A 19,706-nucleotide genomic window follows, 5' to 3' on the forward strand; every position below is an offset into this window, starting at 1 on the left:
TTATACATAGATGCAACCGGGTAGCAGTGTTCAAAAGCGGGTTGAAAGTGGGGGCGAGTCCATACATAGGAGCGAGCCTGCTCGCGATGGTCGTCAACGATAACGCTGGAAGCCTGATACCCCGCGGTGCTCTCAGGTTTTTCGCGAGCAGGCTCGCTCCTACAGTTGACCGGATGTTGTCCAAAAAAATACCCCGCACTTGGCGGGGTATTTTTTTGTTCGACGGTTAAGCCTTACAGCCCGTCGAGCATCGCCTTGTTACGCACAGCACCCTTGTCGGCGCTGGTGGCCAGCAGGGCATAGGCTTTCAGGGCCGTGGTCACTTTACGTGGGCGCACTTCCACCGGTTTCCAGCCTTTCTTGTCCTGCTCGACCCGGCGCGCGGCCAGTTCTTCGTCGCTGATCAACAGGTTGATCGAGCGGTTCGGAATGTCGATCAGCACTTTGTCGCCGTCCTGCACCAGGCCGATGGCGCCACCGGCAGCCGCTTCAGGCGACGCGTGACCGATGGACAGGCCCGAGGTGCCGCCGGAGAAACGGCCGTCGGTGAGCAGGGCACAGGCTTTGCCCAGGCCTTTGGATTTCAGGTAGGACGTCGGGTACAGCATTTCCTGCATGCCCGGGCCGCCTTTCGGGCCTTCGTAGCGAATGATGACGATGTCGCCTTCCTTCACTTCGTCGGCGAGGATGCCGCGTACGGCGCTGTCCTGGCTTTCGAAGATCTTCGCATTGCCTTCGAAGACGTGGATCGACTCGTCCACGCCTGCGGTTTTCACCACGCAGCCATCGAGGGCGATGTTTCCGTACAGCACGGCCAGGCCGCCCTCTTTCGAGTAGGCGTGCTCGACACTGCGGATGCAGCCGTTTTCACGGTCGTCGTCCAGGGTTTCCCAGCGGGTCGACTGGCTGAACGCGGTCTGGGTCGGGATGCCTGCCGGACCGGCCTTGAAGAAGTGATGCACGGCTTCGTCGGTGGTCTGGGTGATGTCCCACTTGGCGATGGCTTCTTCCATGCTGCGGCTGTGCACGGTCGGCAGGTTGGTGTGCAGCAGGCCGCCACGGGCCAGCGAGCCGAGGATGCTGAAAATCCCGCCGGCACGGTGCACGTCTTCCATGTGGTACTTCTGGATGTTCGGCGCGACCTTGCACAGTTGCGGCACGTGACGGGACAGACGGTCGATGTCGCGCAGGTCGAAATCGATCTCGGCTTCCTGGGCAGCGGCCAGCAAGTGCAGGATGGTGTTGGTGGAACCGCCCATGGCGATGTCCAGGGTCATGGCGTTTTCGAACGCCTTGAAGTTGGCGATGTTGCGCGGCAATACCGACTCGTCGTTCTCGCCGTAGTAACGCTTGCACAGCTCGACGATGGTGCGGCCGGCCTGCAGGAACAATTGCTCGCGGTCACTGTGGGTGGCCAGGGTCGAACCGTTGCCCGGCAGTGCCAGGCCCAGTGCTTCGACCAGGCAGTTCATCGAGTTGGCGGTGAACATGCCGGAGCACGAACCGCAGGTCGGGCAGGCGCTGCGCTCGTACTCGGCGACTTTCTCGTCAGAAGCGCTGGAGTCGGCGGCGATCACCATGGCGTCGACCAGGTCGAGTCCGTGGGAGGCGAGTTTGGTCTTGCCGGCTTCCATCGGGCCGCCGGAAACGAAGATCACCGGGATGTTCAGGCGCAGGGCGGCCATCAGCATGCCAGGGGTGATCTTGTCGCAGTTGGAGATGCAGACGATCGCGTCGGCGCAGTGGGCGTTGACCATGTATTCCACGGAGTCGGCGATGATCTCGCGGCTCGGCAGCGAATACAGCATGCCGTCGTGGCCCATGGCGATACCGTCATCGACGGCAATGGTGTTGAATTCTTTTGCCACACCGCCGGCGCGTTCGATTTCGCGGGCGACCAGTTGGCCCAGATCCTTCAGGTGCACGTGGCCCGGTACGAACTGGGTGAACGAGTTGGCGATGGCGATGATCGGCTTTTTGAAGTCGGCATCTTTCATCCCTGTTGCGCGCCACAGTGCGCGGGCGCCGGCCATGTTGCGGCCGTGGGTGGATGTTTTCGAACGATAATCAGGCATGAAGCACTCCGGGCGGCTAAATCAGGTATCAAAAGGGAAGTGAGCTTCTATTGACGTCTGGAACACCCAGAAATGGCCGTGTGTCCGGAAGTTGCCGAAAACTTTGCGGGATCGCCGCGCGCTTCAGCTTGAGCTCATAAACCCGCCGGGGGATGACTGGCGATGAATGTCGCGATTCTACACGGCTGGTGGCTGGAGGGAATGCCGTGAAGCGTTGATCCGGCATATACGGCACGTGCGGGATGACGACCGGCAGGTGTCATACACCGTCCAGCGCCCTTTGATTCTTGTGGTTGATCAGTGCGTTCAGGCCAAGGCCCGCAAGACTCAATGTCAGAAAAACAATGGCCAGTGTCGTGGTCAGGTCCCCGGACATGAGATTGATCACCACGCTGGTGACGCCGCCGCCCATGAAGATCAGCACGGCGCCGACCGAAGTCGAGGTTCCGGCGTATTGCGGGTGGATGCTCATCGCCCTGTTATTGACGACTGGCCTGGTGATGGTGGTCCCGATCGTGCAGATCAGCATGGACACCAGTACCGCAGCGACAGACAGGCCGAAGTGGTGAATCAGCCACAGCATCAGCACACCCGAAACCGCGATCAGCCCCAGGCCAACAACGATCTGCGTATGGCCTCGCAGGCGTTTGTGCAAGACGTTGGCGACTGCGCCGCCGCTTACGTACGCAACGCCGTACAGCAGCAGCGTCCAGGCGTATTCATAGGGTGAGAGGGCCAGGAGCTCCATGAAAATAATGGGTGACGTCACGATGAACGAAAAATGGCAGGCGAAGGCCAGCGCCGAAATCAGCCAGTAAGCCATGAAGCGTGCATTCGAGCACACATGCCAGTAGGCACTGAAAAATCCCCCGCGCGATGCGGTGCGGATAGCTGGGGGCTCCTTGAGCAGCCAGCAGGCGCTTGACCCTGCTGAAACGGCCAGTGCGACAAACACATAAAAGCTGCCTTGCCAGCCAAGCTGCAATTGCAGCCAGGTCCCGAGCAACGGCGAAATCGAAATGAATACGCCACTGGCGGTCACCATCCAGATCCTCAGTCGCTGCCTTTCCTGGCCCGCGAACAAATCCTGCACCAGTGCCTGTGACAGCGAGAATGCCCCGCAGCCGATTGCCTGGACCACGCGAAAACCCAGGAACCAACGGTATTCACTGGAAACCGCGCATCCCGCCGCGCCAATGGCCGCGATGGCGATACCGCCCAACAACAGCTTCTTGCGGCCCCACATGTCCGATAGTGGGCCAACCAGCATCACGGAGAACGCCAGGCTGACGGCGAACAGACTGACAGACAGGGCCGCCTCGGAAGGCGAAATCCGGAAGGAGGCTGACAGGTCTGGAAAGGAGGGGAGAACCACGTCCAGCGGGAATACGCCCAGCAGGGTCATGGTCATCAGCAGCAGGACGATTAACGGCTTTTCGTTGGCGTCATTGGCGTGCGGCATTCATCAACGCGCTCGTTCCGTGAGGGGTGGACGAGAATTGATTTGATGAAGACGCAAGTCAATGCGGCAGGGCGTGGGCCCTTTCTGAATTTGTTGTAGGAGCGAGCCTGCTCCGGGCGGCGTTCCGACGATGGTGGTCAACGATAACGCGGGGAATCTGATACCCCGCGGTGTCATTGAGTTCATCGCGAGCAGGGCTCGCTCCTACAGTGAATTGTGCGTCAGAGCCAGATGGCGTCCCAGAGTGGATAATTGCCGACACGGTCGACAAGCCCTGCGCGAAGCGGGTTGGCGATGATGTATCGAGCCATGGCTTTCAGATCTTCCTCACGACGCAGGGCTCGGTCGAAGTAGCCCTTTTGCCATACAGGAGCATATAGATCCCGTTTCTGATTGATGAGGCGTGTGCAGCGAGATTTGGTGGCTTGCACCAGCTTCGGCAAGTCACCGTTGTGCAGTTCAATCAACCAGTGGAAGTGATCCGGCATGATCACCCAGGCTATAGACGTGGCATGGCCGGCTTCCTGAGCCCTTCTGAATTCGTGCACCAACAATCGGCCCGTGCGCCAATCCTGGAAGAGAGGTTGTCGTTCATGGGTGACAGCGGTCAGGTGATAGAGGCGACAGGATTGCGAGTGTCGACCTGTGCGTAATCGATGGGCTTTTGGCGTGTTGGACATTCCGTTGTCCTCTTCAATGGTGGGAAGAGAAAACGGTAGGCGTGGGGCGGGAGGTTGTCGTATCGACAGTGGATCAGGATATGTCCTGCACCTGTAGGAGCGAGCCTGCTCGCGATGAACGTCAACGATAACGCGGTGTGTCTGGCTATCCGCGTTGTCTTTGCGTTTTTCGCGAGCAGGCTCGCTCCTACAGGGGGGTGTTAGCTGTTTGGCAGCAGGCGGCAGGTGATGCTCTTGATGTAACGGGTTTCGGCGATGGCCGGGTGTACCGGGTGATCCGGGCCCTGGCCGCCGCGCTCGAGCATCTGGATGTTGCGATCCAGGTGACGGGCGCTGGTCAGCAGGATGTTCTGCAGGTCATCTTCAGGCAAATGCATCGAGCACGAAGCGCTGACCAGGATGCCGTCCTTGGTGAGCAGGCGCATGGCTTGCTCGTTCAGGCGACGGTAGGCGCCTTCGCCGTTCTTCATGTCTTTCTTGCGTTTGATGAACGCCGGCGGGTCGGCCACGATCACGTCGAAACGTTCTTCGCTGGCTTTCAGCTCTTTCAGGGCTTCGAAGACGTCGCCTTCGATGCAGGTCATTTTCTCGGCAAAGCCGTTCAGCGCGGCGTTGCGCTCGACGCCGTCGAGGGCGAAGGCCGAGGCATCGACGCAGAACACTTCGCTGGCACCGAAGGCAGCAGCCTGAACGCCCCAGCCGCCGATGTAGCTGTAGAGGTCCAGTACGCGTTTGCCTTTGGCATAAGGCGCCAGGCGTGCGCGGTTCATGCGGTGGTCGTAGAACCAGCCGGTTTTCTGGCCCTGGATGACCGGCGCTTCGAATTTCACGCCGTTCTCTTCCAGTGCAACCCACTCCGGCACCAGGCCGAAGACGGTTTCGACATAGCGATTGAGGCCTTCGGCATCACGGGCAGCGGAGTCGTTCTTGAACAGAATGCCGCTTGGCTTGAGCACTTGGGTCAGGGCCGCGATCACGTCGTCTTTATGGGCTTCCATGGTCGCCGAGGCGATCTGCACGACCAGGATGTCGCCGAAACGATCGACCACCAGACCTGGCAGCAGGTCGGAGTCGCCGTAGACCAGGCGATAGAAAGGTTTGTCGAACAGGCGATCACGCAGCGACAGGGCGACGTTCAGGCGATGCACCAGCAGCGACTTGTCCAGCGGCAGCTTGATGTCGCGCGACAGCAGGCGGGCGCAGATCAGGTTGTTCGGGCTCATGGCCACGATACCCAGGGGCTTGCCACCTGCGGCTTCGAGGATCGCCTGATCGCCGGCCTTGAAACCGTGCAAAGGGGTCGCCGCTACATCGATTTCGTTGCTATAGACCCACAAATGACCGTTGCGCAGACGACGGTCGGCGTTGGCTTTGAGGCGCAGGCTAGGCAGGGACATGACGTCGCTCCAGAAAAAAGAGCGGGAGTATAGCGTGTTGAGACGTATGCAGGTTCAGCGGTAGACATGCGGCGAGGGCTGTCCGCTCGCGATAACGCCATGTCTGTCGATTTGTCATGTCGAATCCCGCTTTTAGACGCTAGAATCTGCGCCTGGCCCAGAGTGTGTACTTATGTCCCAAGAGCTGACTCCCGAACAGATCCAACAGTCCCTGCAAGGCATTAGCGTGCCCGCTCAACCGCAGATCATGGTGGATTTGCAGATGGAGCAGTACATGCCGGACCCGGATCTGGAGGTGATCGCGAAGCTGATTTCCCAGGACCCAGGTCTCTCGGGCTCCCTGTTGAAAATCGTCAACTCGCCTTATTACGGCCTGACGAACAAGATCGCCTCGATCCAGCGCGCGGTGAACCTGCTGGGCAGCCGTTCGATCATCAACCTGATCAACGCCCAGTCGATCAAGGGTGAGATGAACGATGAAACCATCGTCACCTTGAACCGTTTCTGGGATACGGCCCAGGACGTGGCGATGACTTGCCTGACCCTGGCCAAGCGCACCGGCACCCAGGCTGGCGATGAAGCCTATGCCCTGGGCTTGTTCCACGACTGTGGCGTACCGCTGATGCTCCAGCGTTTCCCCGACTACATGAGCGTTCTGGAACAGGCCTATGCCAATGCCGGCCCCGAGTGCCGGGTGGTGGATACCGAGAACAAAGCGTTCAACACCAATCACGCGGTGGTCGGTTACTACACGGCCAAGTCCTGGCGCCTGCCGGAACATGTGACGGCCGCGATTGCCAACCATCACAATGCCCTGGCGATCTTCAGCGATGAATCGTCGCGCAACAGCACGTTGAAAAACCTGTTGGCGATCCTGAAAATGGCGGAGCACATTTGTGCGTCCTACCGCGTGCTGGGCAACCAGACCGAAGACCACGAATGGAACAGCATCGGGCATCTGGTGCTCGATTACGTCGGTCTGTCGGACTACGACTTCGAAACCCTCAAGCAGACCATTCGCGATCTCGGCACTCACCGCTGAGTGTCGGACCTTCTTCTTTTTCGAGCGCCCGATTCGAGAACACCATGCCTGAACTGCCAGAAGTCGAAACCACTCGTCGCGGCATTGCACCGCACCTGGAAGGCCAGCGTGTCAGTCGGGTAATCGTGCGCGATCGTCGGCTGCGCTGGCCAATTCCCGAAGACCTCGATGTGCGGTTGTCCGGGCAGCGTATCGTGCTGGTTGAACGGCGCGCCAAGTACCTGCTGATCAATGCCGAAGTCGGTACGTTGATCAGTCATCTGGGCATGTCGGGCAATCTGCGTCTGGTGGGGGTCGGCACGCCGGCGGCCAAGCATGAACACGTGGATATCGAGCTCGAATCGGGCCTGGCCCTGCGTTACACCGACCCGCGACGGTTTGGTGCGATGCTGTGGAGCCTCGACCCGCTCAACCACGAATTGTTGATTCGCCTCGGGCCAGAGCCACTGACCGACCTGTTCGATGGCGAGCGGTTGTTCCAGCAATCCCGCGGGCGTTCGATGGCGGTCAAGCCGTTCATCATGGATAACGCGGTGGTGGTGGGCGTCGGCAACATCTACGCGACCGAAGCGCTGTTCGCCGCCGGGATCGACCCCCGTCGCGAGGCCAAAAGCATTTCCCGGGCGCGGTATCTGAAGCTGGCGATCGAAATCAAACGCATCCTGGCCGCTGCCATCGAGCGCGGAGGCACCACGTTGCGGGACTTTATCGGTGGTGATGGTCAGCCGGGCTACTTCCAGCAGGAACTGTTCGTGTACGGCCGTGGCGCTGAACCGTGCAAAGTCTGTGGGACAGAGCTGCGGGAAGTGAAGCTCGGGCAGCGCGCCAGCGTCTTTTGCCCACGCTGTCAGCGCTGACACGCCTGCGGTCTATAGGCAGGGTTCTGTCTGTCCAGCCGGAGTTGGGGAGAGGGTTGAGCGGCGGGAGTTATTCAGTCGGATATTAGGTGCATCTGATGACGTCATCGCGGGCAAGCCCGCTCCCACAGGGTTTAAGCGATCCGTGTGGGAGCGGGCCTGCCCGCGATGGCGTTTGAACAGATATCGAAAGACTCAAGCCTTGCCGGTGATTTTCCGGTACTTCTCCATCAACTGCTCTTGAGTTTCCGGATGGGCTTCGTCCAGCGGAATGCAATCGACCGGGCAGACCTGCTGGCACTGAGGTTCGTCGTAGTGGCCGACGCACTGGGTGCACAGGTTCGGGTCGATCACGTAGATCTCTTCGCCTTGGGAAATGGCGGCGTTCGGGCACTCAGGTTCGCAGACGTCGCAGTTGATGCAATCGTCGGTGATGATCAGGGACATGCTAACTCCAGCCAGGGCGGCAGGCCCGGGCGCAATAAATCAATGCGCGTAATTGTGCCGCATTGGCGCCTGCGTTGCACGCAGGTGCGACGTACTGCAGGAGCCAGCCTGCTGGCGATGAACCCGAGAACGCCGCGGGGTGTCAGGTTTCCCGCGTTATCGTTGACGTCCATCGCAAGCAGGCTCGCCCCTGCAGTGTGCGGGGGTTATTTCTTGAAGCGTTCGGTCAGGGCGTCCGCCACCACAGGGTGCACGAACTTGGTGATATCGCCGCCAAGGGCTGCAATTTCACGGACCAGCGTCGAGGAAATGAACGAATAACGCTCGGACGGGGTGAGGAACAGACTCTCCACATCCGGAGCCAGCTGACGGTTCATGTTGGCCAGCTGGAATTCGTACTCGAAATCCGACACCGCGCGCAGACCACGCAGGAACACGTTGGCATTCTGCTCTTTGGCAAAGTGCGCCAGCAGTGTCGAGAAGCCGACGACTTCAACGTTCGGCAGATGTTTGGTGACCTCGCGGGCCAGCTCCACGCGCTGTTCCAGAGGAAACAACGGGTTTTTCTTCGGGCTGGCGGCGACGGCAATGATCACGTGGTCGAACAGGCGCGAGGCGCGTTCGACCAGATCGCCATGGCCCTTGGTAATAGGGTCGAAGGTACCTGGGTACAACACTCGGTTCATCGCGTCGTCCTGGCGGGAGTGCGTTGGGGAGTCGGATGGTATCGCAGCCTAACCGGTCGGCCAAGTCGCCTGTTGGGTAAGGAAGCACTATAGACGATGGGAATATTCGTCGTTTTCATGAGTTTTTCAAACGTTCGGACAGGGAAGTCGCCAGTTGCGCGGTCAGCCCGTAGACCGACAACTGCGGGTTTGCGCCAATGCTGGTGGGGAATAGCGAGCCGTCGTGTATCGACAGATTGGCCAGTTGATGATGTCGACCGAGGCTGTCGGTCACAGCGGTTTTCGGGTCTTCGCCCATGGCACAACCGCCCATTACATGGGCGCTGCCCAGCCGGGTGCGGTACAGCTCCAGGCTCAAGCCATCGATCAGCATGCGCGCTTCGCCCAGGGTTTTCACATAACGGGCATCGGCGTGCATTGGCATCACCGCCTTGGCGCCACCGGCGAACTGAATCTCGGCCATGCTGTGGAACGCACGGCGCAAGCCTTCCCACACATAAGGCGTCATCTGGTAATCGAGCACCGGCGTGCCATCACCGCGCAACTCGACGGCACCGCCGGGGCTATCCGGGTGAAAACCGTCCCGCAGCAACGCGAGCATGGCGTGAGTGTGGGGAAGGTTGGCCATGTGCTGCGCGTTTTCCTGGCCAAAACCGCCGAGCAGCGTGGTTGCCAATGCGGGGTGCAGCGGCGGGACTTCCAGTTTGTAGGCCATCCTGCCAGTGGTGCCGTCCAGCCATTGGAAATGGTCGGAGTAAATCGACTGCGGTGCCCCGTAAAACGGATTGATCACCTCATCAAACAGCCCGGCGGACATGTTCACCACATGCAGGAAAGTCCGTTTGCCCAGCCGTTTGTGCGGATCAGGCGCGTCGGAGCGCAGCAACAGCGCCGGGCTGTTGATTCCGCCGCCCGCCAGTACGTAATGCCGCGCCTTGACCGTGATGCGGCGCCCTGTGGGTTCGACACAGCGCTCGTCCATCGCCATGCATTGCAGGCCAGTGACCTTGTCGCCCGCCAGAATGAGCTTTTCAGCGCGGGCCAGGTACAGCAACTCGCCACCCTTTTCCAGCGTGGCCGGAATGGTCGTGACCATCATCGATTGCTTGGCGTTGGTCGGGCAGCCCATGCCGCAGTAGCCGAGGTTCCAGCAGCCGCGCACGTTGCGCGGGATCACATGCCAGCTGTAGCCGAGTTTCTCGCAGCCCTTGCGGATCACATCGTTGTTGGCATTGGGCGGAACCCTCCACGGGGCGACCCCCAGGCGCTGTTCCATTTTCTCGAACCACGGCGCCATTTCAGCCGGCGAGTGGCCCTTGACGTTGTGCTCCCTGGCCCAGTGTTCCAGGGTCGGCTCCGGGGTGCGGAAGCTGGAGGTCCAATTGATTAGCGTGGTGCCGCCCACCGCGCGGCCCTGGAGGATGGTGATCGCACCGTCCTTGCTCATGCGGCCGATGCCTTCCTGATAGAGGCTGGCGTAGGCCTGGTCTTCAAGCAGCTTGAAGTCGCTGCTGGTCTTGAGCGGACCCTCCTCGATCAGCAGTACTTTGTAACCGGCTGCGCTGAGGATTTCGGCCGTGGTTCCACCGCCGGCGCCACTGCCAATGATCGCCACATCCGCTTCGAGGCTCAGGTCCTGGGTCAGTTGCGAGCCGTTGTAGGTTTTCCAGCCACGGGCCATGCCTTCGCGGAACGGATCGGGTACGGGCATCTTCGGGTTCTCTTGTTGTTATGGTTTGGATCAGCGGTGTTCATGAGGCCGTCTTCGCGAGCAAAGGGGTACGCGATCCTCTGTGGGAGCGAGCCTGCCCGCGATAGGGTCGACTCGATTTCAAACCGTTGGCGGTCCTGGATACCCGCAATGGGCCCAGGATTCCTTGCGGCCGTACCAGGCCATCATCACCAGTTGCAGTAACGAGCTGTGCCCCATGCGCAACAGGCCCAAGGCGCTGTTCTCCCAGCGATCGAGGAAATGCCGGATCTCAGCGCCGCTGGCGTTTTCCCAACTGCCCCAGATGCCGGTCAGTGGTCCGCGGGTCACGGCCATGCCCAGCACGTCGAACAGTTGCCGGGTCAGCTTGAGCATTTCCGGCGACAGGTGATCAAGGTTGTAATCCAGGCTTTTCAGGGTGCCTTCGACGGCGTCGGGCATCCGTTCGACGGCCACGGCACCCTCGAGCATGACCGGCACCAGTGCCCGCAGAAACAGCAGGTCGCCACTGCGCAAAGACGAAAATCCGCTGGCCGGGATGCTCGACGAGCACCCGCTCAGGCTGGCTCCCAATCCGGCCATGGCAAGAAAGGCGCTGGCGCCGAGGCTGAACTTGAGCAGGCCGCGCCGTGACAGCGCGGGTGTATCGGACAGGCTTGGGCTCATTGTTGTTATTACCCGACGGTGACGATCGTTAGCGGATGAACAGCTTCTGGATCAGTTTCTGAATGGATTTTCCGTACGGCGGGTAGATCAGTTTCGCCGCGTTGAACCGCTGTTTGATCAGCACACCCTTGGCCTTGCTGAAGGTCAGGAAACCTTCGTGGCCGTGGTAATGCCCCATGCCCGAGGCGCCAATGCCGCCGAAGGGCATGTCGTCCTGGGCAACGTGCAGCAGGGTGTCGTTCAGGCACACGCCGCCGGAATGGGTTTCATGAAGCACGCGGTTTTGCTCGCGTTTGTCATAGCCGAAGTAGTACAGCGCCAGTGGGCGAGGGCGCTGGTTGATGTAGGCAAACGCCTGATCCAGATCCTTGTACGGCACGATCGGCAGCAGCGGACCAAAGATTTCGTCCTGCATCACCGTCATGTCGTCGCTGACGTTGAGCAGCAAACTGTGGCCCATACGGCGTCCCTGGCCCTGTTCGAACAGCGGTACCAGCAGCGCGCCTTTGCTGGTGGCATCGCTGATATAGCCATTGAGTCGCGCCAGTTGGCGATCATTGATGATCGCGGTGTAGTCCGGGTTGTTGGCCAGGGTCGGAAAAAACCCGCGAACCGCCTGGCGATAGGCTTCGACGAAAGAACCGACGCGGTCTTCGGGCACCAGCACGTAGTCTGGCGCCACGCAGGTTTGCCCGGCGTTGAGGGTCTTGCCGAAAGCGATGCGTTCGGCGGCGTCCTTGAGGGGCACGTCGTTGGACACGATGGCGGGGGATTTGCCTCCCAATTCGAGGGTAACGGGCGTCAGGTTCTCCGCAGCGGCCCGCATCACGTGTTTACCGATGCTGGTGGCGCCGGTGAACAACAAATGATCGAAACGCAGTCGTGAAAACGCGACCCCGATATCGGCCTCGCCCAGTACCACGCAGACCAGGTCGTCGGGAAAGATTCGTCCCAGCAGGTCCTTGAGCAGCAAGCCGGTGGCAGGCGTGGACTCGCTGAGCTTGAGCATCACCCGATTGCCCGCCGCCAACGCGCCGACCAGAGGCCCGATGGCCAGGTACAACGGGTAGTTCCACGGCACGATCACCCCGACCACGCCCAGCGGCTGGTAAACCACTTTGGCCGAGGCAGGCTGGAAGGCCACGCCGACCTTGCGGCGCGACGCTCGCATCCAGCCTTTGAGGTGGCGGCTGGCGTAATGAATACCATGCAGGCTGGGCATCAATTCGGCGAGCAGGGTTTCATCGGGGCTGCGGTGGCTGAAGTCCTGGCTGATGGCATCAATCAGGGGTTCGCGTTCAGCGCTCAACAGGTCGCGCAATGCCTTGAGCCACTGCTGGCGCTGGGCCGCGGGTGGCATCGGGTTGGCGGCGTAGGCGGCGCGCTGCGCGTTGAAGAGGTTGTGGAGTTCTTCCAGAGGCTGCTGCTGGTCTTGCAGGTAGGAAATTCCAGCGGTCATGGTCGGCTCCGGATTTATTGTAATGAGGCTCGTTTTAGAGTCTATGCTCTAGAAAGTCAAATGGCATCCTGCCGCAGCTTTGTTTTATCCCTGTCCGGTTAGGTCGTAAGATGCTCGTCAACGCACTCTGAATTAAAGCTCAAGCCATGGCCCCAAGGATCAAAACCAGCGAGCGCATCGTGCAGAACAGCCTGGAGCTGTTCAATCAACAGGGCGAGCGCAGCATCAGCACCAATCACATCGCTGCTCACATGGAGATTTCTCCGGGCAACCTGTACTACCACTTCCCCAACAAGCAGGCGATCATCGCCGTGCTGTTCAGTGAGTACGAAAGCCTGGTGGACAGTTTCCTGCGCCCGCCCCAGGGCCGCGCCGCCACGGTGGAAGACAAGCGCTTCTACCTCAAGGAGCTGCTGTCGGCGATGTGGCGCTACCGGTTTTTGCATCGCGACCTCGAACACTTGCTCGACAGCGATGCAGACCTGGCCGGGCGCTATCGGCGCTTTTCCCAGCGCTGCCTGATCCAGGGCACGCACATCTACGAAGGCTTCGTCGAGGCGGGCATCCTGAAGATGGATCGGGTGCAGATCGAATCCCTGACCCTCAATGCCTGGATCATCCTCACGTCCTGGGTGCGCTTTCTGTGCACCACGCGGGAAAACTCCAGTCACCTGAGCGAGCAAGCGATCAAGCGCGGGGTCTATCAAGTGCTGGTGCTGGAGGCCGGCTTCGTCACGGATCAGGCGCGTGATGCGGTCAACGCCTTGTTCGAGGAGTTTTATGTGCCGTTGGCCCAGGCGCTGGAAGAGCTGTGAAGCGCAAAGTGCAGTAGGATCGTCATTCGACAACCTCACAGGAGCCCGTTATGCCCATTGCGCAACTGATCAGCCCGCAAGCGCTGGACCTGAAGAAGGACCAGCCGGGGTTGGTGATTCTGGATTGTCGTTTTGCCCTCGAAGACCCGGATTACGGTCAGCGTAGCTATGCCGAAGGACACATTGCCGGGTCGAGCTTCGCCGATCTCGAGCGCGATCTCAGCGGCAAAGTGGTCAAGGGTGTGACCGGGCGTCATCCATTGCCTGAGCCGGCCGCCCTGATCGAGCGTCTGCAAGCCTGGGGCATCAATGCCGCCAGCGAAGTGGTTTTGTATGACGACGGTCCGGGTGCCTATGCGGCGCGGGCCTGGTGGCTGCTGGCGTGGCTGGGCAAGCGTGAGGGTGTGTTAATCCTCGATGGTGGGCTCAAAGCCTGGCACGCCGCAGGGTTGCCGTTGAGTCTGGATGCGCCGTCCGTCACTCGCGGCACCTTTGCCGGGAGCCCTGACGCCTCACTATTGCTCAGCGCTGAACAGCTGCACAAACGCCTGGGCCAACCCGCGCTGACCTTGCTCGATGCCCGCGCCTTGCCGCGCTTCAAGGGCGAAGTGGAGCCGATCGATCCGATTGCCGGGCACATCCCCGGCGCGCAGTGTGCGGCGTTCACCGACAACCTGGGCAGCGATGGGCGTTTCCTGCCGGCCGATCAGCTCAAGCAGCGTTTTGCGGCGAAGCTGCAAGACCGTTCGCCGACGGAGCTGGTGGCGTATTGCGGGTCCGGTGTGACGGCTTGCCACAACCTGTTTGCGCTGTGCCTGGCGGGTTATCCATTGGGCTCGTTGTATGCCGGGTCGTGGAGCGAGTGGATCAACGAGCCTGATCGCGGCGTCGCCAAAGGCGAATAGTCATCGCAAATCCTTGTGGGAGAGAGCTCGCTCCCACAGGGGCAGGGTGAATTTCAGATTTCAAGACAGGCGCGCACTGCGATACGCCCCTGGCCCCACCCCATACACCTGCTTGAATTGCCGACTCAGATGACTCTGGTCGGCAAACCCCAATTGCGTCGCGACTTCCAGCGGCAAACAACCGTCCTGCAACAGTGCCCGTGCCCGGGCGATGCGTTGTTGCATCAGCCATGTGTGCGGCGGCATGCCGGTGGCGCGGCGGAACACCCGGGCAAAGTGAAAGGGCGACAGGTTCACCGCCGCAGCCAGTTCTTCCAGCGAGGGCGGTGCCGCCAATTGCGTTTGCAGCAAGTCCTTGGCCAATGTCACCGCCCGGTGTTCCTTGCCCGGTTTTCCGGCATCCGGAACCGCTGCGTGACGCTGCAGCAATGAAAGCATCAGTTCACGCCAGGCGGTCTGTTGTTGCAGTGCGGTGGATGGGCTTTCCAGCAAGCGGTGCAATTGGCAGAAGCCATTCACCAGATCCGGATCGCGGTACAGCGTGGCGCCGAACGCCGGCAGGTGACGGGTGGGCAATTCGAGTTCGGCCAGCAGCGACAGGATCTGCCCGCTATCGGGATAAAACGCCCGGTACAGCCAGCCGTCCTCCGTACCCTTGTGGCCCGTGTGCAGTTCGTCCGGGTTGATCAATACCAGCGTACCGCTGCCTGCCAGATGTTCGGTGCCGCGATACCGGTAGCGCTGGGCGCCCGCCATGATCATGCCGATCACGTAGCCGTCGTGCACATGAGGGGCGAAACGGTGTTCGATGTATCGCGCAGACAACAACTCGACCCCGGCCAGTGGCGCGGTCTGCCAGAAGTGGATGGATTCGCCCTGAGGGTTATTCACGGTCTACTCGCGAGCCAGGGTGGCCAGCCACTGTGGGATACGCCGTTCCAGGTAGTACCCCGGTTGCCGGAACGAACCGTCGACAAATCCGACGTGCCCACCCTTGGCCTGCAACTCGAATTGCGTGCAGGCCGATAACTCTTGTGCCTGGGGCAGGCTGTGGGAAAACACGAAGGGGTCATCGGCTGCCTGAATGAGCAAGGTTGGCGTGCGGATTTCGCCCAGGAAGTAGCGGCTCGATGCACGGCGATAGTAGTCCTCGGCATCGGTGAAGCCATTGAGCGGTGCGGTCACCCGGCCATCGAAATCCCAGAATGTGCGCATGTTTTCCAGCGAGCCCAGCGCGGCGAGCGCTGCCAGGCCATCCTCGCGCCCGTCGTGCTGGAACTGCCGCTGCTTGTTCTTGATGTAGGCCAGCATTTCGCGCATGAAGTGCGCCTGATAAACCTTGGAAAAACCCTGGCCGATGCGGTCGGCGCACTGGTCCAGGCGAAACGGCACCGACACCGCCACCGCGCCGAGCAGGCCGCTGGCGCTACCGGTTTCGCCCAGATGCTTGAGCAACACATTGCCGCCCAGGGAATAACCGACGGCATACAGCGGAGCGAGAGGGCGTTTGGCCCGCAGATGCCTGATGGTTTCGGCGAGGTCTTCACTGGCACCGGAATGGTAGCTGCGCGGCAGCAGGTTGGGTTCGCCAGAGCAGCCGCGCCAGTTCAGCGCGACGCTGGCCCAGCCCCGGTCGCCCAGCGCTTTTTGAATCCCGGCCACGTAAGGCGAATTCGACGAACCGGTCAGTCCGTGCAACACCAGTACCAGGGGGGCGTCGACGCTGTGCGGGCCGTGCCAGTCGAGGTCGAGGAAGTCGCCATCCTCGAGCCACAGGCGTTCACGCTCGCGCTCGATGTGTGTGGTTTTGCGCCACAGCGGTCCCCACAAGGTTTGCAAGTGCGGGTTGCCGAGGCCGAAGGCAGGGATGAAGCGTTCTGACGGATGGGACACGATTGTTCTCGAAGCAGCGGCGCGTGCCTTGAAGGAGGCACGCACCTTGTTCAGGCCGATCGATTAGCCGGCAATCTCTGCCATACGTTGCCACAACGAATAATAGACCCGCCCGGACTTTTGCTCCCGGTGCAGGCGCCAGTTGCCTGGCAGGCCCAGGGTCGAGGGTGCGCTTTCGCTTTCGGTATAGACCCAGGCGTCGTCTGCCAGCCACTGACGCTCTTCAAGCAGCGTGCAAACGGCGGGCAACAGGTTCTGGTTGAACGGCGGGTCGAGGAATACCAGGTCGTAGGCAACCGCTGGCTGGGTTTCCAGGTAGCGCAGGGCATCGGCGGTCTGTACCTGGCCGGTGGTGCAGCGCAGCGTACCCAGATGCTCCTTGAGGCTGGACACCGCGAGGCTGCTGGCGTCCAGCGCCTGGCCCATGGCTGCGCCACGGGACAAGGCTTCGAGAAACAGCGCGCCACTGCCGGTGAACGGGTCGAGCACCTTGGCGCCAGGGACGTAGGGTGCCAGCCAGTTGAACAGGGTTTCGCGCACCCGGTCCGGCGTCGGGCGCAGGCCCGGAGCGTCAGGGAAGCTCAGCTTTCGGCTGCGCCATTCGCCGCCGATGATGCGCAGTTGGTTCACGCCGTTATGCACGTTGTGAACCGGTTTTTTAGGACGGGAAGTGGCCATTAATGCTCCGGAACCCCGAGCGGTTGCTCGGCAGGTTTATCAGTAGGGGCCGGTAACGGCTTTTGTGGCACGGTCGGGCCAGCGCTGACGATGACCATTTTGTCCGTGCTCAGGTGTTTGTTCAATGCGGCGCGGACTTGCTCGACAGTCAGGTTCTGCGACTGTTGCATGAAGTCCTCCAGATGACTCAGCGGCAGGTTATAGAAGCCGATGGCGCCCAGTTGGCCGACAATGTCCGCGTTGCTGGCGGTCGACAGCGGGAAGCTGCCGGACAGTTCGCGCTTGGCGTCGTCGAGTTCTTTTTCGGTCGGGCCGGTTTTAAGGTAATCGGCCAGCACGTCCTGCACCAGCTTCAGGGTGCCTTCGCTCATCTCGGCGCGGGTCTGCAGGTTGATCATGAACGGGCCGCGCGCCTGCATCGGGGTGAAGCCCGAATACACGCCGTAAGACAGGCCACGCTTCTCGCGGACTTCGCTCATCAGGCGAGTGCCGAAACCGCCACCGCCGAGGATCTGGTTACCCATGGACAGGGCCGCGTAGTCCGGATCGTCACGGTCGATGCCCAGTTGCGCGATCATCAGGTTGGTCTGCTTGGACGGAAACTCGATGTGGCCGACGCTGGCCTTGGGTTCGGCCGGTTGCGCGATTTTCGGCAAAGCCGGGCCTTTGGGCAGGGCCGCGGAAACCTGTGCCGCAATGGCTTCGGCTTCAGTGCGGGACAAATCGCCCACCAGTGCGATCACTACGTTCCCGGCGGCATAGGCTTTCTGGTGGAACGCGCGCAGTTGCTCCAGGGTGATGGCCGGAATGGTGTTCGCCGTGCCGTCGCTGGAGTGCGCGTACGGGTGATCGCCATACAGGCGATTCATCAATTCGACGCTGGCCAGTTTGCCGGGGTTCTGTTTCTGGTATTCGAAACCGGCGAGCAACTGGTTCTTGATGCGGGTAAAGGAATCAGCGGGGAACGTCGGCTTGCCAACGACTTCAGCGAATAGCTTCAGGGCCGGCTCGCGTTTGTCTGCGGCGCTGAGGCTGCGCAGGGAGGCGACCGCCATGTCTTTGTAGGCCCCGTTGCCGAAATCGGCGCCCAGGCCTTCGAAACCCTGGGCAATCGCGCTGACGTCTTTGCCGGCGACGCCTTCGTTGAGCATGGCGTTGGTCAGCGTGGCCAGACCGGGGGCATCGCCATCCTGGCTGCTGCCGGCGGCAAAGATCAGGCGCATGTCGAACATCGGCAGCTCACGGGCCTCGACAAACAACACTTTGGCGCCTTCGGCGGTGTTCCAGCTCTGGACATCGAGTTTGCGATGGCTCGGCGCCTTGCCGTTGAGCTCGGTCAGCGATTGCAGTTTCTGGCTGGCCTTGGCTTTATCCAGCGCCTCACTGGCAATGGAATCATCAGTCTTGGCGAAATAGAACGCGGCAGAGCCGATCAACATGGCAGCGATCAGGCCCAGCAGGGCCCGGCGCGATTTTTTACGCTCACTCATGAGTCGTCTCCTCTGGCAGAACATGGGCGACGCTGAGACGTTCGCGGGTGAAATACAGCTTGGCGGCTTTCTGGATGTCTTGCGGGGTCACGCTTTCCAGTTCGGCGAGTTCGGTGTCCATCAATTTCCAGGACAGGCCGACGGTTTCGAGTTGGCCGATGGCGGTAGCCTGACTGGTGATCGAGTCACGCTCGTAAACCAGGCCGGCGATGACCTGTGCCCGCACGCGCTCGAGTTCTTCGCTGGACGGCGCGGTGGTTTTCAACTGTTCGAGCAGCTTCCACAAACCGGCTTCCGCCTGCTCGATGGTTTTGTTTTTCTGGCTGTTGGGGGTTGCCGACAGCGTGAACAGACTGTCGCCACGGGTGTAGGCGTCGTAGCTCGACGAAGCGCCGGACACCAGCTCTTCGCCACGCTCCAGTTGGGTCGGGATGCGTGCGCTATAGCCACCGTCGAGCAGGGCGGAAATCAGGCGCAAGGCATTCACCGAGCGTTTGTCTTCGGCGGTGGCAATGCTCGGTACGTTGAATGCCAGCATCAGGCTGGGCAGTTGGGTCTTCACGTGCAGGGTGATCTGGCGCTCGCCGGGCTCGGCCAGTTCCAGCGGAATCTTCGCCGGCGGCACGTCGCGTTTGGCGATCGGGCCGAAGTAACGCTGGGCCAGGGCTTTGACTTCATCCGGGGTCACATCGCCGACCACTACCAGCGTGGCGTTGTTCGGCACGTACCAGGACTCATACCAGTGGCGCAGCTCTTGGACCTTCATGCGGTCCAGATCCGCCATCCAGCCGATGGTGGGCGTGTGATAGCCGCTGGCCGGGTAAGCCATGGCCTTGAAGCGCTCGTAGGCCTTGGACATCGGTTTGTCGTCGGTGCGCAGGCGACGTTCTTCTTTAATGACTTCGATTTCCCGGGCGAACTCATCGGGCGGCAGACGCAGGCTGGCCATGCGGTCGGCTTCCAGTTCGAAGGCCACGCCCAGGCGATCGCGGGCCAGTACCTGGTAATAAGCGGTGAAGTCGTCGCTGGTGAAGGCGTTCTCCTCGGCGCCGAGGTCACGCAGGATCAGTGAGGCTTCGCCGGGACCGACTTTCTCGCTGCCCTTGAACATCATGTGTTCCAGGGCGTGGGACAACCCGGTCTGACCCGGAGTCTCGTAGCTGGAGCCGACCTTGTACCAGACCTGTGAAACCACCACCGGCGCGCGATGATCTTCGCGCACGACGACCTTCAGACCATTGTCGAGGGTGAATTCGTGGGTGGGTTGCGGGTCGGCGGCCAGGGCCGAAAGGGGCAGGCAAACTGTGCTGAGCAGCAGGCCAGCAGCGCGGCGGGCTAGAGCATTCATTCGTTTTTAAACCTTTGGGGCTGTCCGCTTGGTCTTAGCCTAGGCGGGCGAGGAGGTGCTAGGATACTGATCCGTTTTAGCGGCGGCCACGCCTA

General features: G+C 61.1%; 18 protein-coding genes. 4 read left to right on the top strand and 14 right to left on the bottom strand.

Translation table 11 applies throughout. The annotated features are described in order from the left end of the window. Positions 1-233: 233 nt before the first annotated feature. The 4 genes from ilvD to JQF37_RS19020 all read right to left on the bottom strand — a co-directional run bounded on the left by ilvD (position 234) and on the right by JQF37_RS19020 (position 5,614). Positions 234-2,075 carry a dihydroxy-acid dehydratase gene (gene ilvD / locus JQF37_RS19005; RefSeq protein ID WP_130206713.1) on the bottom strand — a complete coding sequence of 614 codons (1,842 nt, stop codon included), beginning with the start codon at positions 2,073-2,075 and terminating at the stop codon, positions 234-236. Between the two features lie 259 nt (positions 2,076-2,334). Then, a complete protein-coding gene (locus JQF37_RS19010) occupies positions 2,335-3,537 on the bottom strand; it encodes an MFS transporter (RefSeq protein ID WP_130206712.1) in 1,203 nt (400 codons plus the stop codon). 221 nt (positions 3,538-3,758) lie between these two features. Beyond that, positions 3,759-4,217 carry a transposase gene (locus JQF37_RS19015; RefSeq protein ID WP_130206710.1) on the bottom strand — a complete coding sequence of 153 codons (459 nt, stop codon included), beginning with the start codon at positions 4,215-4,217 and terminating at the stop codon, positions 3,759-3,761. A 200-nt stretch (positions 4,218-4,417) separates the two neighbouring features. Then, complete coding sequence (locus JQF37_RS19020; protein ID WP_090326160.1) at positions 4,418-5,614, bottom strand: class I SAM-dependent rRNA methyltransferase; 1,197 nt, start codon at positions 5,612-5,614, stop codon at positions 4,418-4,420. Between the two features lie 226 nt (positions 5,615-5,840). Between JQF37_RS19020 and JQF37_RS19025 the strand changes: the two genes are divergently transcribed. Together JQF37_RS19025 and mutM are read left to right on the top strand one after the other, a co-directional pair. After that, positions 5,841-6,656, top strand: a complete 816-nt coding sequence (locus tag JQF37_RS19025) for an HDOD domain-containing protein (protein ID WP_189340380.1) — start codon at positions 5,841-5,843, stop codon at positions 6,654-6,656. A 44-nt stretch (positions 6,657-6,700) separates the two neighbouring features. Beyond that, on the top strand, positions 6,701-7,513 hold the full coding sequence (gene mutM / locus JQF37_RS19030; protein ID WP_130206706.1) for a bifunctional DNA-formamidopyrimidine glycosylase/DNA-(apurinic or apyrimidinic site) lyase: 813 nt from the start codon (positions 6,701-6,703) through the stop codon (positions 7,511-7,513). Between the two features lie 195 nt (positions 7,514-7,708). On the opposite strand, the gene JQF37_RS19035 is transcribed toward mutM, so the two are convergent. The 5 genes from JQF37_RS19035 to JQF37_RS19055 all read right to left on the bottom strand — a co-directional run bounded on the left by JQF37_RS19035 (position 7,709) and on the right by JQF37_RS19055 (position 12,482). Next, complete coding sequence (locus JQF37_RS19035; RefSeq protein ID WP_003176712.1) at positions 7,709-7,960, bottom strand: YfhL family 4Fe-4S dicluster ferredoxin; 252 nt, start codon at positions 7,958-7,960, stop codon at positions 7,709-7,711. A gap of 206 nt (positions 7,961-8,166) precedes the next feature. Then, complete coding sequence (gene coaD / locus JQF37_RS19040) at positions 8,167-8,646, bottom strand: pantetheine-phosphate adenylyltransferase (RefSeq protein WP_007939322.1); 480 nt, start codon at positions 8,644-8,646, stop codon at positions 8,167-8,169. Positions 8,647-8,761: 115 nt separating this feature from the next. Then, positions 8,762-10,357 (bottom strand): GMC family oxidoreductase, encoded by a 1,596-nt coding sequence (locus JQF37_RS19045; RefSeq protein ID WP_130206702.1) that lies wholly within the window; start codon positions 10,355-10,357, stop codon positions 8,762-8,764. A gap of 120 nt (positions 10,358-10,477) precedes the next feature. Further along, positions 10,478-11,023: a twin-arginine translocation pathway signal protein gene (locus JQF37_RS19050; protein ID WP_130206700.1), complete on the bottom strand. Its 546-nt coding sequence runs from the start codon at positions 11,021-11,023 to the stop codon at positions 10,478-10,480. 28 nt (positions 11,024-11,051) lie between these two features. Continuing rightward, positions 11,052-12,482, bottom strand: coding sequence for a coniferyl aldehyde dehydrogenase (locus JQF37_RS19055; protein ID WP_130206698.1), 1,431 nt, complete (start codon positions 12,480-12,482; stop codon positions 11,052-11,054). A 146-nt stretch (positions 12,483-12,628) separates the two neighbouring features. Here JQF37_RS19055 and JQF37_RS19060 point away from each other — a divergent pair, with 146 nt between their 5' ends. Then, entirely contained in the window at positions 12,629-13,297 is a 669-nt protein-coding gene (locus tag JQF37_RS19060) for a TetR/AcrR family transcriptional regulator (RefSeq protein ID WP_047534581.1), read from the top strand. A gap of 50 nt (positions 13,298-13,347) precedes the next feature. Then, positions 13,348-14,202 carry a sulfurtransferase gene (locus JQF37_RS19065; RefSeq protein ID WP_130206696.1) on the top strand — a complete coding sequence of 285 codons (855 nt, stop codon included), beginning with the start codon at positions 13,348-13,350 and terminating at the stop codon, positions 14,200-14,202. Positions 14,203-14,262: 60 nt separating this feature from the next. Here JQF37_RS19065 and JQF37_RS19070 read toward each other — a convergent pair whose 3' ends face one another. The 5 genes from JQF37_RS19070 to JQF37_RS19090 all read right to left on the bottom strand — a co-directional run bounded on the left by JQF37_RS19070 (position 14,263) and on the right by JQF37_RS19090 (position 19,611). After that, positions 14,263-15,093: an AraC family transcriptional regulator gene (locus JQF37_RS19070; RefSeq protein ID WP_130206694.1), complete on the bottom strand. Its 831-nt coding sequence runs from the start codon at positions 15,091-15,093 to the stop codon at positions 14,263-14,265. A gap of 3 nt (positions 15,094-15,096) precedes the next feature. Continuing rightward, positions 15,097-16,095, bottom strand: a complete 999-nt coding sequence (locus tag JQF37_RS19075; RefSeq protein WP_130206692.1) for a hydrolase — start codon at positions 16,093-16,095, stop codon at positions 15,097-15,099. A 63-nt stretch (positions 16,096-16,158) separates the two neighbouring features. Further along, complete coding sequence (gene rsmD / locus JQF37_RS19080; protein WP_130206689.1) at positions 16,159-16,773, bottom strand: 16S rRNA (guanine(966)-N(2))-methyltransferase RsmD; 615 nt, start codon at positions 16,771-16,773, stop codon at positions 16,159-16,161. Further along, positions 16,773-18,263, bottom strand: a complete 1,491-nt coding sequence (locus tag JQF37_RS19085) for a pitrilysin family protein (RefSeq protein ID WP_130206687.1) — start codon at positions 18,261-18,263, stop codon at positions 16,773-16,775. Before JQF37_RS19085 ends, rsmD begins: the two co-directional genes overlap by 1 nt. Then, positions 18,256-19,611, bottom strand: a complete 1,356-nt coding sequence (locus tag JQF37_RS19090) for a pitrilysin family protein (protein ID WP_130206685.1) — start codon at positions 19,609-19,611, stop codon at positions 18,256-18,258. The genes JQF37_RS19085 and JQF37_RS19090 overlap by 8 nt, the downstream gene beginning before the upstream one ends. Positions 19,612-19,706: the final 95 nt, after the last annotated feature.

The organism is Pseudomonas sp. MIL9 (assembly GCF_016887925.1).
In the GTDB taxonomy this organism is placed as follows: Bacteria; Pseudomonadota; Gammaproteobacteria; order Pseudomonadales; family Pseudomonadaceae; genus Aquipseudomonas; species Aquipseudomonas mohnii.

Coding starts and splice junctions, on each gene's coding strand:
- JQF37_RS19010 (WP_130206712.1), bottom strand. CDS start 3,537: ATGCCGCACGCCAATGACGCCAACGAAAAGCCGTTAATCGTCCTGCTG.
- JQF37_RS19065 (WP_130206696.1), top strand. CDS start 13,348: ATGCCCATTGCGCAACTGATCAGCCCGCAAGCGCTGGACCTGAAGAAG.
- coaD (WP_007939322.1), bottom strand. CDS start 8,646: ATGAACCGAGTGTTGTACCCAGGTACCTTCGACCCTATTACCAAGGGC.
- JQF37_RS19055 (WP_130206698.1), bottom strand. CDS start 12,482: ATGACCGCTGGAATTTCCTACCTGCAAGACCAGCAGCAGCCTCTGGAA.
- JQF37_RS19085 (WP_130206687.1), bottom strand. CDS start 18,263: ATGAGTGAGCGTAAAAAATCGCGCCGGGCCCTGCTGGGCCTGATCGCT.
- JQF37_RS19050 (WP_130206700.1), bottom strand. CDS start 11,023: ATGAGCCCAAGCCTGTCCGATACACCCGCGCTGTCACGGCGCGGCCTG.
- JQF37_RS19020 (WP_090326160.1), bottom strand. CDS start 5,614: ATGTCCCTGCCTAGCCTGCGCCTCAAAGCCAACGCCGACCGTCGTCTG.
- JQF37_RS19090 (WP_130206685.1), bottom strand. CDS start 19,611: ATGAATGCTCTAGCCCGCCGCGCTGCTGGCCTGCTGCTCAGCACAGTT.
- JQF37_RS19045 (WP_130206702.1), bottom strand. CDS start 10,357: ATGCCCGTACCCGATCCGTTCCGCGAAGGCATGGCCCGTGGCTGGAAA.
- JQF37_RS19035 (WP_003176712.1), bottom strand. CDS start 7,960: ATGTCCCTGATCATCACCGACGATTGCATCAACTGCGACGTCTGCGAA.
- ilvD (WP_130206713.1), bottom strand. CDS start 2,075: ATGCCTGATTATCGTTCGAAAACATCCACCCACGGCCGCAACATGGCC.
- JQF37_RS19015 (WP_130206710.1), bottom strand. CDS start 4,217: ATGTCCAACACGCCAAAAGCCCATCGATTACGCACAGGTCGACACTCG.
- rsmD (WP_130206689.1), bottom strand. CDS start 16,773: ATGGCCACTTCCCGTCCTAAAAAACCGGTTCACAACGTGCATAACGGC.
- mutM (WP_130206706.1), top strand. CDS start 6,701: ATGCCTGAACTGCCAGAAGTCGAAACCACTCGTCGCGGCATTGCACCG.
- JQF37_RS19060 (WP_047534581.1), top strand. CDS start 12,629: ATGGCCCCAAGGATCAAAACCAGCGAGCGCATCGTGCAGAACAGCCTG.